The sequence below is a fragment of the Paenibacillus sp. J31R122 genome, assembly GCF_056269185.1.
Map to the genome: position 1 here is coordinate 228604 of NZ_JBWDNM010000006.1, position 12977 is coordinate 241580.

The following is a 12977-nucleotide window of genomic DNA, read 5'->3' on the forward strand; positions in this document are numbered from 1 at the left end:
GAGTTAAGTTGTAATTATAGCATTATATTTAAGTTTGTGGGAGGATGGCTGACGATGAGTAAGCTTGTACTGAATGAGAAGGATTACTACCGTAAGGTGTATGGAGGCTGGCTCGGTAAAAATATTGGAGGAACACTCGGTGTTCCTGTAGAGGGAAAAATGGAGTTGTTAGATCTTACTTTTTACCCTGTGCTTCCAGATGAGCCTCTTGAGAATGATGATTTGGACTTACAGTTGGTATGGCTTCACGCATTGGAGCAATATGGGGCAAAGCTTACTTCTAAAGAACTCGGGCAAGAGTGGATGGAGCATATCTTTTTCCCGTTTGATGAATACGGTTATGCGCTTGCCAACCTTAGAAGAGGATTAGTTCCTCCAGTAGCGGGATGGTTTAATAATCCTTTCAAAGATTGCATGGGGTCTCCGATTCGATCCGAGATTTGGGCGATGGTATCACCCGGAGCGCCTGATAGAGCTGCGGCCTATGCTTACGAAGATGCAATAGTCGATCATGCTGGGGGAGAGGGCGTTTGGGGAGAAGTATTTTTCGCTGCGATTGAGAGTGCCGCTTTCGTGGAAAGTGATAGAGATAGGTTAATCCAGATCGGCTTATCGTATATTCCTAAGGATTCCCGTACAGCAGTCGCTGTCAACGACTTACTTCGCTGGCACCAAGAAGGCATCGATTGGATCGAGACAAGAAGGTTGATATTAGAGCATCATGGCCACCCGAATTTTACAGATGCACCGCAAAATATCGCATTTACGATACTTGGCTGGTTGTACGGAGAGGACTTTGGCGACGCGATTCTGAAGGCGGTGAATTGCGGATATGATACGGATTGCACGGCTGCGACCTTGGGATCAATTCTCGGTATATTAGGCGGGTCAGATAGCTTGCCACAGCGTTGGATTGAGCCAGTCGGCGACCGTGTAGTTGTTAGTCCACCTATTAAAGGATTCCCGGCACCGATAAATCTAACAGAGTTAACGGAGCGAACGATTCGAATTGGACATGAAGTCATCGCGGCTTGGAACCTGGATATCCGTATCTCAAAAACAGAATCAACATCAGGAGAGCTTACTCCGTCACCGAGTTCGGTCAAAAATAGGATAGCACCATTCCAAAATCGATATTTGTTACCTAGGGGCACGACCGCTCAAGGAGTCGGACTATCGCTTGTTGTGGATTATGGGAGCGAAGGGCCTGTTATCGGCGCGAAAGGCAGCAAGTCAATTTCTTTTACATTGACGAATGAGTCCAGAGAACCATGGAAAGGTATAATTGAGCTCAAGCTTCCGCTAGAATGGAGACAGGCTTCCAGCATCGAGGCTGGCTTCGAAATCGCGCCTGGTGCTAAGGTATCTTGGGAGATGGTTGTTCAGCAAGAGGGTAATTTGTTATCGAATTATCCGCTAGAGCTTCTTATCCACCGGTTACATGACAACTTAATCTGGAATACAGAATCCGTTCCGTTTTCACTCGTGTTAGCGACACATTGGACGATTGAAGCATCGACGGGTGAAATCACACAAGCAACTGTTTCTGGAAACTGTTTATCATTTGGTGAATTAATCGGAACTGATTCGCAAGGAACGTACAAAGCGTCCTCCTTAGTCCGAATTCCAACTAGTCGTAAGGTCAAATGGATCACTGCAACAGAAGCACCGATTAAGCTTCGGATAAATGGAGAAACAGTTATCGAAAGCAACCAAATAACGGATTTCATGCCAGCATTCCATCGTGTGTCTTCTGATAAATATGTAGAGATTGAAATGCAAGCAGGAGATTATCTGATCGAGCTAGAGGTGGAAAAAGGCGCTGCTCCTCTAGATATTATCGTAGTTCCTGTCGCTAGTTGGGAGACAGAAACACCCGGACCGAATTATTTCATGACGGATATTATATTCCTTCCACAGCAATAAAATGATTAAGTTCTGTTTCGAGGATCAAAGTTAGATTTTAATATGGACCTCAACATACGAAGGAGCAGGATACCGCGATAAACGTGGCAGCCTGCTCCTTTTGTCATTTCTGAATTAATTGTGCTGATGTCTAACACTTATTTTAACGGATTTATATATGATACAGAATCAAGTTTTATCTTGATCCTAGGGGAGGGATTTTTATGAGGAAAAGAGTAATGAAAAGATGCACTAAAATAAGAAGACAGACACATTTACATGAATTTGAAGGCAGCACAAAATTAGCGGAACAAGGTGCAGATAGACATAATCATCGTTTTGCAGGAGTTACTGGTCAAGTGATCCGTGTTGGTAACAGTCATGTCCATGAAATAGACCTCACTCATACTGATTTCTTGAACCATTTTCATAATCTCAAAAAAATAAGAACCGGACTTGCAATCCCTGTCGGTAATGGTAAACATGTGCACTTTGTAAAAGGAATGACTACACTAAACGATGGTCATGTGCATCAGTTCAATTTCGCTACTTTAATTCAAAAGCCTCTTGTATAACGTGTAAGTAATTAACTAAGGTTTTCTATAAAAATAACTACAAATAAGCTACCGCGATAATGCGATAGCTTATTGTAGTTTTATTGGTTCATTAATCGGTAATCATCAGAATCTCTCGAATATCCTGCTCCGATAGGGAGGAAAGCGCCTCCTGGCCAGGCTGGATCACTTCGTCGATGAGGTTCTTTTTTTTCTGTTGGAGCTCGTACATTTTATCCTCCACCGTACCTTGCGCGACGAGGCGGATAACCTGGACGACGTTCTTCTGCCCAATGCGATGTGCGCGGTCGGCTGCTTGCTGTTCAACAGCTGGATTCCACCAAAGATCATAGAGGATAACGGTGTCCGCACCAGTTAGGTTTAATCCGGTTCCGCCAGCCTTTAATGAAATGAGAAACAGATCTCGTTCGCCGTCGTTAAATCGGTTGCATAGCTCTACTCGTTTGGAGCCTGGTGTTTGGCCGTCTAAGTAAAAATGTGAGACACCTTGATAACCGAGCTCCTTGCTGATTAAGCCTAGCATCTGGGTAAACTGCGAGAATACGAGCATCCGTTTTCCAGCGCTGCGGCACTCCTCTACAAGCTCCATCAACTGCTCGAATTTAGCTGAGCTGCCTGTATAGCCTTCGACAAACAGAGATGGATGACAGCAAAGCTGGCGTAGCCTTGTTAGACCGGCTAATATGCGAATGCGATTTTTCTGGAAGTCCTTCGCGTGTAAATGCTTGACTGCTTCGGCTTGAAGCTCAGCTAAATAGGACACGTACAGCTTCTTCTGATCGGGCAGTAGCTCGGAGGCTTGAAGCGATTCGATCTTATCCGGCAGCTCCTTCAGTACATCCTTTTTCAAGCGGCGCAGTAGAAATGGACGAATTCGTTTTGCCACGGTTTCTCTGGAAAGCTCGCCAAATTCCTTTCTTCCAGGGAACAATGCTGGGAATACGGCGTCAAATATCGACCATAGCTCCTCCAGCCGATTCTCAACCGGAGTTCCAGTAAGGGCAAAATGGTAACGAGCTTGAAGCCGTTTGACGGCTTGCGCTGTCTGAGTCGTATGGTTCTTGAAAGTCTGTGCTTCATCCAAAATAAGCGTATGGAAGGATTGCTGCTCATATTGCGCAATATCTCTTCGCAGCAGCGGGTAGGATGTAATAATAACGTCTACTTCTGATCCTCCCTTTAGGACACTGCTGCGTTCTTCTTTACTTCCGTCGGCGATGACAGCCCGGACCTCAGGCGCGAACCGCTTCAACTCATTCAGCCAGTTATAAACGAGTGAAGCAGGGGAAACGATAATAACCGGCAGCTCCTGACTTCTAATCTCAGGCAACACAGACACGATAAACGCGATGCTTTGAATCGTTTTTCCAAGCCCCATGTCATCTGCCAAAATGCCGCCAAATCGGTAATGAGCGAGCGTCTTCATCCATTGGAATCCATATTGCTGGTAATCCCGAAGTACGGTGGCAAGATGCTCCGGCACGGCAAAGTCCAGATTGTCTGGGTTGCGCATGTTTTCCAATAGTCGACGGAACGACTTTCCTAAAGTAACAGCATGACCTTGTCTTTGGGAATCCATCAAGTGAAGTCCGCGAACGACAGGAATGCTGATTTCCGCTCCTTTTATATCCCCTTTACGTATGCCTACCTCGTTTATGAATCGAATGATCTCCTGAAATTCCGCGCTTTCCAGCGGCATTAACGCGCCATTAGGCAGCTTATAATATTTTCGCTTTTCCTCAAGTGATTTAAGCACAGCGCGGACATCCGTATCTGGAATGCCAGCCATATCAAATTTGAATTCGAGCCAATCGGTGCGCTCGTCCACATTTACTGTTATTTGTGGTGGCGCATGTTCGGTGAAAATTCTTATTTTCACGGCTGATGTGGCGTAGACGTCGAGCAGCTTTTCCAACTGCGGAATGACATGGTACAAAAAATCATATTCGCTGTCCTCGTCCTCCATGAAATAGCCGCTCTCTGTTTTGGCGAAGGGGCTTAGCTCCATTAGCTCTAAAATCCGACGTTCCTGCTCCCCATCCCGCATAAGGATACGATCGGAGCCGCGCTTCTGACCGCTTCCTTCTAATGGATTTATAATAATATCACCGTATTGAAAATCTAGACTGGCAAGCAGGCGGTCCTTCAAGCGGTCCAAGTACAGCTTCGCTTTTAAAGGCGTATGCGTAATACGTTCAGAGACGGTCTGGGCAATACGTACACTGCCGAGCTTCATTAAGCCGGGCACGACCTTTTCCATAAAAGGCTCCATTTGCTCTGGCGAGATTTTGATTTGCTGCTTGTTGGTAGCATCGAGCATATACTTCAGCTCGGAGAGGCGCTTGCATTGCTCAGTTTGCAGTTTTAGCAGCCTGCCACCTGAGAGGACAACACCGTATGCTTCCAATATAATTAGATTTTCTATCCCCTCAACTTCTAACTGGTAGCCCTCACTATCTGCTTGGTTGAACTCAAATTGGAGCGGGATCTGTTCATCGGATAATTCTATGCCTGTAAAGCTGCTGTTGTTGTAATCGAGAAATGCGGAAGACGCTGCAGATAGTAAAGGCTGCAAAATCTCCCAAGAGGCCGGAGGAACAAGTAACATACGATCTCCGCTCAAATTTTTGTTGTGATTCTCATATGCGCTGGTCGTTTCACGGTACATTTTTTCATTGTGATAGATGTGAATAAGCTGCCGAATTATGGCGTCATCCTGTACGGAGAAGCTATGCAGCGCGGGATCGAAAGTGAAATGCTTGGAGAAAACATAGCTTTGCCGACGATCGATCCGGTCGAGAAATTCTCTTAGCTTCTGTACGATATATGGTCGTTTCGGTCCGACCTTGAGCTCAATGCCGAACATATATTTCCGATCGCCATAATGAAATGGTTTGCAGGTAAACGCGACATCAAGGACAGTCCTTGTATCAAAAAAAGGCGTAGCATTACTTGGGCGCAGCGGTTTTTCGCTGAATAGTCCCAGCATGCTGCTCGTTAACATAGCGTCATCATCAGAAGAGTTAGAAGAAGACCTTGTCCTCAACGTGCTGGTCCTTGTCTGAAGCTGACCTATTTCCCCTAGAAATGGATCCTCCGGATAAAGGATGGAATTATAGAAACGTGTCGGTTCATTCCCGCCGTCTTGCTTCATATGTTGTATATGCAGCAGCGCGGCAGCAACATGCTTGCAGAGCTTGTCAGATGTATAAAAAGCGAGGCAGGTGCATTCTGCATCCACATCACCGTTATAATCAATTTCGATTGAAATATCGTAATTTTTATCGTCTTTGACGATGGCTTTATAAATAGAAGTTTCGGGATCATTATTGGTAAGAGTCACTTTGTTGTCCAGGAAGTAAGCTTCCCCTCTCTCGTAAGAGAGCTCGCCGCACAGCAGCTTAATGACCCGTTTAGTCAACTGAAAGCTCATGTTTATGATCCTTCCTTATTAACGTAGTGATGAAGAAATGTTTGTCCTTCTATGATACCAGAAATTTAATAATAAATTTGGGAGAGCTGATTATAATTGACTTGTATTTTGCCAAAAAAGGTGACCTTGTGTATGCTTGAATGAAGCTGGAAAAAATGAAGCTGTTACGTGGAGTTATGGAGGTGTTCTTGTTTCTATGATTGAACCTTTTATTTATAACCATCAATTTAATGGGGTCAAGCGTCATACCGATTTCTTGCAGCGTGAATACAATTCTGCTACTGACCGTAAAGTGCTTAATGCTGTCATCCATTCAGCGGAGAGTCATGTGGCTGAGCTTTTTGGCCATTTGACAGAGGAGCAGCATGTATTAATGACGCCGCTTTTCAAGCGTATGAGTAAGGTGGAGTATGAGAACGAGCTTAATGCGCTGTCTCCATATAAGATATCTTTTCCAACGGTGACTGAGGCTGCGATTAAAAAGCTGTTTCCGAAGGCTAAGAAGCTCAAGCTGCCCGATTTATCTGCTGTTGACGTGAATTCGTTAACTTATTTAGGCTGGATTGATATAGCTACAACTAAACTGTATATGGTTTATGTAAGGAATGATAAGCTTGTCGGCATAGAATGTCGGTATACGATAACGAATAAGAAAAGCATATGCTCGCTATGCAACAGCTATGGGAATGTTGCGCTCGTTACAGCAATTGCTAAAACCAAGGGAAGCAGCTCGCCTGATTATTATAAAGCAGTAGGCAATTATATGTGCGTGGATAGTGCACATTGTAATAAACAGATTACGGATATAACGAATTTAGAAGCATTTATCGGACAGATTATTGGCTAAATGGAGGGGTTAAAATGAAATTAAACCGTTTGGGTCAATCCGAGCTTTATGTCAGTGAGATTGGTCTAGGATGTATGTCGCTAGGGACGGATAGGGCGAAGGCCGAAGCACTTATTCATGAAGCATTGGAGCGCGGTGTGAATTTTCTTGATACAGCTGATCTCTATAACGAGGGACTTAATGAGGAGATTATTGGCAGAGCGATTCGCGGCCGCCGCGCTGATATAGTACTGGCGACGAAGGTCGGAAATCGTTGGGAAACGGGCAAGGAAGGCTGGACTTGGGATCCATCAAAAGCTTACATTAAAGAAGCGGTAAAAGATAGCCTTCGCAGACTGCAGACCGATTATATCGATTTATACCAGCTGCATGGCGGTACTCTTGACGATCCGATCGATGAGACAATCGAGGCTTTTGAGGAGCTTAAGCAGGAAGGGTATATTCGTTATTATGGGATATCCTCCATACGTCCGAATGTCATTAGGGAATTTGCGGAGCGTTCTAATATTGTGAGTGTAATGAGCCAGTACAGCATTTTGGATAGACGACCAGAGGAGAGTGTGCTGCCGCTGCTTGCTGATAAAGGAATTAGTCTAATAGCTAGAGGTCCCGTAGCCATAGGGATTTTGACGAATAACGGGCAAGAAAAATCGGCTAAAGGTTACTTGGATTACAGTATGGAGGAACTATTGGCGCTGCGAGAAGGCTTGATGACGCTGGGCGGAGCAAGCGATTCTCGCGAGCTCACGCATTTAGCAATGCGTTATGTGTTGTCTAATCCTGTTGTCGCAACAACGATTCCTGGAGCAAGCTCATTAGAGCAGCTGCTGAGCAATGTTCAGACAGCAGAAGTAGAGGTATTATCGGCGTCAGAGTGTGAAGAAATTCGCAGGATAAGCAAGCTAAGCCGATATGAGCAGCATCGTTAGTTTCGAAAAAACCAAAGGTTCGAAAATGACAAATCTATGAATTGGATTTGACATTATTAACTGTATCTAATAAAATTACAGTAAGCTTCTCGAAAGGGAGTGGAATATTGAATAGTGAATTTACGGTTGCGGTTCATAGTCTAGTGCTGCTCGCTTATACGCCTGATCATATGGCAAGCAGCGAAACGATCGCGCGTAACGTAGCAACCAATCCTACGCGAATACGAAAAATTATGAGCGGCCTTCGAAAGCATGGTTTCGTGAAAACGAAGGAGGGTATCGGCGGCGGATATATTTTGAACTGTGATCCGCAGGAAGTTACGCTTGCTCAAATCTATCGCGCTCTTTCCGGCGGGACGTTAAAGCCGCATTGGTGTTCGGGAAACCCGGATGAGTCTTGTCTTATTTCTGCGAATATCCAAGGTGTGATGGATCATTTCTTCCATGAAGCGGAGCTTTATTATGAAGCTTACTTAGAGCAGAATACGATTCAGACCGTATTGGATAGAATAAAGCAGCAGTGTCAGCAGAAAATGCAGCCGAAACAGCTCTAACGAAATAGAAGTTCGCCTTCTATTTTTGGTTTTAATGTATTTGAAAATCATACAGTTAGAAACAGATACGAACAGAGCGTTTATATTTTTGCAAATATTATAAAGTAGGTGAACGTTATTACAGCGAATACGAAATATATGAATGCATTTAATATTCCTATGTCCGTGCTTGATGTCTCCCCCATCGTCGAAGGCGGATCTGTCTCTGAATCACTAAGCAATACGCTAGACCTAGCTCAGCATGCAGAAAAATGGGGCTACAATCGCTACTGGCTTGCGGAGCATCATAATGCGCCGAGCATTGCGAGCTCAGCAACCTCTATCGTCATTGGTCATGTTGCGGCAGGAACAATATCGATACGAGTGGGCTCAGGCGGCATAATGCTGCCAAACCATGCACCGCTTGTTATTGCGGAGCAATTTGGGACGCTGGAATCGTTGTTCCCAGGCCGCATAGATTTAGGGCTTGGCCGAGCGCCAGGTACAGATGGCCTTACGGCTGCAGCGCTCAGAGGCAGTCGCCATAGCAACGGACAGGATTTTCCGGAGAAGCTAGAGGAATTGCGCGCATTTTTAGACCCGGAAAGATCATCAGTCGGCATTCCTGTTAGAGCTATTCCAGGAGAGGGCTTGAACATCCCGATTTGGCTGCTGGGATCAAGTGATTTCAGTGCGATGCTAGCTGCTAAGCTGGGCCTACCGTTTGCTTTTGCTGGTCATTTCTCGCCCAACTTTACCGTACCGGCTATGAATTTGTATCGCAACAACTTTCAGCCATCAGAGGTGCTGGATAAACCTTATGGCATGGTAGCAGTCAATGTAGTTGCAGCAGATACGGATGGGCAAGCGGCATACTTAGCGACGTCGATGCAGCAGCAATTCCTGTCATTTATTCGCAATAAACGCAGCCCGTTAGCCCCGCCAGTAGATGATATGGACAGAATTTGGAATGAACAGGAAAAAGTTGCTCTACAGCAGCAGTTAGGCTCTACTATTATAGGTGGACCTGAAACGGTGAAAGCTAAGTTGGAGCAATATATAGAAGCTACGCAAGCGGACGAGATTATGGTAGCCGCTCATATTTTTGAGCATAAGGCGCGTTTGCGGTCCTATGAAATTATTGCGGGTTTATAAGGAAGAGAAGGTTACTTAGTATTAAAGCTTCGAATGAAAGCATCGAAAGACAGCATCGAAAGTTGACTTAGAAGGTTGATTTTACACAAATGCTAGTTACGCTGAAGTGCTACAAAGCGCTCGAGTAGTTTAAATAAAAAAACGGGTTTTTCCTAAAAGGTCCATTCGAACCTATTGGAGAAACCCGTTTTTATTTTACTTATTTTACACGTGATAGCTATTCCGTAGGGGGTCTGGCCCCTCTCTGAAGCTGACGGATTGAATAACCAAAATCCATTTGCAGATGCGGATAATCTTTGAAATTTTCCCAGTCGCCTCCCCAAGAGAAGCCAAGCTCCTTCGCTATTGCTACGACTTCCATCCAGTCCGGCTTTCCATTTTTGTTTCCGTCATATTCCATATCCCATATTACCTTGCCCTTAGACGTTCTCAGCGCAAAATCAATCGCAAGCCCGTAATTATGATAGGATTGTCCGCCGCGAGCATGAGTTACCACTGATCCTTCTGCAGTGCGACCTTTTGCGTGCAAAACATCCTGTTCCTCGCTCGATCGAAAGCCGTCCGTAATCAGAATTGTAATACCTATTTTGCTAGTAGCAGTAATTAACTCGGCTTGCTTGGTGGATACGATGGGGTGGAGCTCAGTAACAGGAGGTACAGGATCACTATTAATGTAAGGGATGAATCGATTATCGATAGGGTACACTTTCCATATAATTGCTGCCATAAAAGCAAGGATGATCAGCACAAGCCATCTATTTCGTTTGCGCTTCTTTTGCGTGTTAAAGTTCGGATTTATCCTTCCGACAGGCGGTTGATTCGTCGATAACGAATTGCGCTCGAGCATGCAGGTTCTCCTCTTCCAAGTTATCCGCTTATCTTATCATACTGTGGGCAAGGTTACCCTAGCCTCTGGTAGGGGATTAGTGGAAGACGGTTGACTTTATATTAGTTTATATCTAAACTGATGATATATCGAAGCTGTGAGGTGAATGTATGGAGCATAACGAAACAGATTCCTTCTCAAAAATCCGTGATAAACGATTAGGCTTAAATATATGGTATCGGCTATCACGGGTTTATAATCAAAGCGTTCGCGAGACACATCAACATTTGAAAAGATGGGATCTGACCGTAGCGCAATTTGACCTGCTGGCTCAAATCGGCACGAATGATCGTCTGACGCAGCAGCAGCTGGCTGATAAGCTTTTAGTTACAAAAGGAAATATAACACAGCTGTTGGGTAAACTGGAGGAGCTGGGCTTTGTGAAACGGGAGCAGGAATGGAAAACGAAATTCGTTTCCCTCACAGACAAAGGTAAAGCGTTATTTCACGACGTCGTTCCTGTACAGGAGTATTTTCAGGCGTCGCAATTTAAAGGGCTGAACGAGGAAGAGAAAAAGCAGCTTATCGGTTTGCTAAAAAAAATTCAAAATTAATTTTGGTCTAACCTGAAAGTCAGCGCTTGACAGAAAGTGAGAAAAGCCTATTCTTCATTAGTCGTATTTGACTGTAATTCATATAATCAGCTATGCATCAAAGACGATGTGTTTGTCCCTTTGTCCCAGACTGTATTTCATCCAACCTAATCGTCCGTTCCGCAGAAAAAGAGCTTCAAACTACCAATTTGATTGGATCTTTTCCATTCAAACACATATGGGGATGAAGTATTAGGTGATTGAATGGACAATATCCATTCTAATTGCCGATAACCTTACGATAGTCGAAATAGAACGATAGTAACCGGATGTCCTGACTTGCCCTGCACTGCACTGCCAGATCTGCACTACCAGTTCTGCGCTACCAGTTCTGCACTGCCAGTTCCGCACTGCCAGTTCCGCACTGCCAGACCTACACTGCCAGTTCCGCACTGCCAGTTCCGCACTGCCAGTTCCGCACTGCCAGACCTGCACTGCCAGTTCTGCACTACCAGATCTGCACTGCCAGATCTGCACTGCCAGTTCTGCACTGCCAGTTCTGCGCTGCCGGTTCTGCACTGCCAGTGAAACTCCTTATTATGTGAGACAAATCTCAATAAGTTTAAATTAGTGAGGACATTCATTTATTAGTGAGGTAAATCTCAATAATAGAAGTAATTTGGGACGACTTGGTCGAAACAGTGAGGAAAAGCTCATTCCCCGTGAGGTTAGGTTCATCGCTAGTGAGGTTTTCCTCACTAATTGGTAATAGGTGGTTAAGCTGCTACGAAATTAGTGAGTCTGGTCTCATAATTGGTGAGGTTCCCTCACTAATTGGAAATAGGTGGTTTAGCTGCTACGAAATTAGTGAGTTCGACTTCATAATTGGTGAGGTTTCCTCACTAATAGGATACAGGTGGTTTAGCTGCATCGAGATTAGTGAATCTGAACTCATACTTATTGAGGTTCTCCTAACAATCAGGCGACTATAGGTTCAAAGTTCAGGTTTACGGTTATTGGTCTAGGCTTTTAGGTTCACAGCTATTGGTTTAAGCCTCTAGGCTCAATGCTTAGGTTCATGCCTTTAAGTTGAAACCTCAATTTCACCCATGCAATTAACGAGTTCAGTTACAATAAAACTTTTTAGGAGGTTGTTCATATGCAATTAAAAGGAATTCATCACGTATCAGCCATTACGGGCACAGCATCAGAAAATTTCAGCTTTTACACGCAAATATTAGGCCTTCGCTTGGTCAAGAAAACAGTCAATCAAGATGAAACATCTGTCTATCATCTGTTTTATGGGGACGAGAAAGGTAATCCAGGAACAGAGCTGACCTTCTTCGAATTCCCAATGACCGGAAAAAACCGTGAGGGAACAAGCAGTATTTCCTCTTTGTCGCTTCGCGTGGCCAATGATGATGCGCTTCGCTATTGGAAGGAAAGATTTGTGCAGTTCAGTGTCGATCATGATGATATTATCGAGCGGGCTGGCAGAAACACAATCGCTTTTAGAGACTTCGAGGGACAGCGACTAGTATTGGTATCGGATGAGCATAACGAAGGGGTTAAGGGCGGTAATCCTTGGGATAAAAGTACTGTGCCAACGGAATATGGCATTCTCGGGCTTGGGCCCGTTCAGTTGACCGTGAAAAATCCAGAGCCGACTGTAGTTGTGTTAACGCAGCTAATGGGCTTCCGGCAGAAGGGTCAATACCCATCTACAATATCGGGTCAACCAGATATCGTTGTATTTGAAACAGGCGAAGGCGGAAGTGGAGCAGAGGTTCATATCGAGGAGCGGAATGATCTTCCGCGTGAACAGCAAGGTCACGGCGGGGTTCACCACGTAGCGTTCCGTGTCGATAACGATGAAGAGCTTCATGAATGGATTGAACATATTCGCGGAGTTAGAATTCCGAACTCAGGTTTTGTTGATCGCTACTATTTCCGTTCCCTTTACTTCCGCGAACCGAATGGTATTCTCTTCGAATTGGCAACGGATGGGCCTGGCTTCGATACAGATGAGCATATCGATCACTTAGGCGAGTCGCTCGCTTTGCCTCCATTCCTTGAGTCCCAAAGAGCCCAAATCGAGTCTAGATTGAAACCGCTCAATACTGAGTCGTTATAAAAACTTAAACGTCTGCAATAATGTAACACTAATTGTGTTGCGATAAT

At 44.8% G+C, this 12977-nt stretch carries 10 protein-coding genes; 8 read left to right on the forward strand and 2 right to left on the reverse strand.

Annotated elements, in window-relative coordinates; all coding sequences use genetic code 11:
* Positions 1-54 precede the first annotated feature (54 nt).
* Together AC0YN7_RS12355 and AC0YN7_RS12360 are read left to right on the forward strand one after the other, a co-directional pair.
* Positions 55-1926, forward strand: a complete 1872-nt coding sequence (locus AC0YN7_RS12355) for an ADP-ribosylglycohydrolase family protein (RefSeq protein ID WP_475810303.1) — start codon at positions 55-57, stop codon at positions 1924-1926.
* 203 nt (positions 1927-2129) lie between these two features.
* Positions 2130-2480: a YmaF family protein gene (locus AC0YN7_RS12360; protein ID WP_475810304.1), complete on the forward strand. Its 351-nt coding sequence runs from the start codon at positions 2130-2132 to the stop codon at positions 2478-2480.
* A 91-nt stretch (positions 2481-2571) separates the two neighbouring features.
* On the opposite strand, the gene AC0YN7_RS12365 is transcribed toward AC0YN7_RS12360, so the two are convergent.
* Positions 2572-5913, reverse strand: coding sequence for a DEAD/DEAH box helicase (locus AC0YN7_RS12365; protein WP_475810305.1), 3342 nt, complete (start codon positions 5911-5913; stop codon positions 2572-2574).
* A gap of 196 nt (positions 5914-6109) precedes the next feature.
* On the opposite strand from AC0YN7_RS12365, the gene AC0YN7_RS12370 reads away from it, so the two are divergent.
* From AC0YN7_RS12370 to AC0YN7_RS12385, 4 genes are all read left to right on the forward strand, one after another.
* Positions 6110-6760, forward strand: a complete 651-nt coding sequence (locus AC0YN7_RS12370) for a FusB/FusC family EF-G-binding protein (protein WP_475810306.1) — start codon at positions 6110-6112, stop codon at positions 6758-6760.
* A 14-nt stretch (positions 6761-6774) separates the two neighbouring features.
* Entirely contained in the window at positions 6775-7689 is a 915-nt protein-coding gene (locus AC0YN7_RS12375) for an aldo/keto reductase (RefSeq protein ID WP_475810307.1), read from the forward strand.
* 107 nt (positions 7690-7796) lie between these two features.
* On the forward strand, positions 7797-8243 hold the full coding sequence (locus AC0YN7_RS12380; RefSeq protein WP_475810308.1) for an Rrf2 family transcriptional regulator: 447 nt from the start codon (positions 7797-7799) through the stop codon (positions 8241-8243).
* A 138-nt stretch (positions 8244-8381) separates the two neighbouring features.
* Entirely contained in the window at positions 8382-9377 is a 996-nt protein-coding gene (locus tag AC0YN7_RS12385) for an LLM class flavin-dependent oxidoreductase (RefSeq protein WP_475810309.1), read from the forward strand.
* Positions 9378-9594: 217 nt separating this feature from the next.
* Here AC0YN7_RS12385 and AC0YN7_RS12390 read toward each other — a convergent pair whose 3' ends face one another.
* Positions 9595-10104, reverse strand: a complete 510-nt coding sequence (locus AC0YN7_RS12390; protein ID WP_475810382.1) for a M15 family metallopeptidase — start codon at positions 10102-10104, stop codon at positions 9595-9597.
* 269 nt (positions 10105-10373) lie between these two features.
* Here AC0YN7_RS12390 and AC0YN7_RS12395 point away from each other — a divergent pair, with 269 nt between their 5' ends.
* Both AC0YN7_RS12395 and AC0YN7_RS12400 read left to right on the forward strand, forming a co-directional pair.
* Complete coding sequence (locus AC0YN7_RS12395) at positions 10374-10817, forward strand: MarR family winged helix-turn-helix transcriptional regulator (protein WP_475810310.1); 444 nt, start codon at positions 10374-10376, stop codon at positions 10815-10817.
* Between the two features lie 1138 nt (positions 10818-11955).
* Entirely contained in the window at positions 11956-12930 is a 975-nt protein-coding gene (locus tag AC0YN7_RS12400; protein ID WP_475810311.1) for a ring-cleaving dioxygenase, read from the forward strand.
* The last annotated feature ends 47 nt before the right edge of the window (positions 12931-12977 follow it).

Excerpts from the sequence above, each read along its gene's own strand:
- AC0YN7_RS12375 (WP_475810307.1), top strand. The coding sequence starts at position 6,775 with ATGAAATTAAACCGTTTGGGTCAATCCGAGCTTTATGTCAGTGAGATT.
- AC0YN7_RS12395 (WP_475810310.1), top strand. The coding sequence starts at position 10,374 with ATGGAGCATAACGAAACAGATTCCTTCTCAAAAATCCGTGATAAACGA.
- AC0YN7_RS12355 (WP_475810303.1), top strand. The coding sequence starts at position 55 with ATGAGTAAGCTTGTACTGAATGAGAAGGATTACTACCGTAAGGTGTAT.
- AC0YN7_RS12385 (WP_475810309.1), top strand. The coding sequence starts at position 8,382 with ATGAATGCATTTAATATTCCTATGTCCGTGCTTGATGTCTCCCCCATC.
- AC0YN7_RS12390 (WP_475810382.1), bottom strand. The coding sequence starts at position 10,104 with ATGGCAGCAATTATATGGAAAGTGTACCCTATCGATAATCGATTCATC.
- AC0YN7_RS12370 (WP_475810306.1), top strand. The coding sequence starts at position 6,110 with ATGATTGAACCTTTTATTTATAACCATCAATTTAATGGGGTCAAGCGT.
- AC0YN7_RS12400 (WP_475810311.1), top strand. The coding sequence starts at position 11,956 with ATGCAATTAAAAGGAATTCATCACGTATCAGCCATTACGGGCACAGCA.
- AC0YN7_RS12360 (WP_475810304.1), top strand. The coding sequence starts at position 2,130 with ATGAGGAAAAGAGTAATGAAAAGATGCACTAAAATAAGAAGACAGACA.
- AC0YN7_RS12365 (WP_475810305.1), bottom strand. The coding sequence starts at position 5,913 with ATGAGCTTTCAGTTGACTAAACGGGTCATTAAGCTGCTGTGCGGCGAG.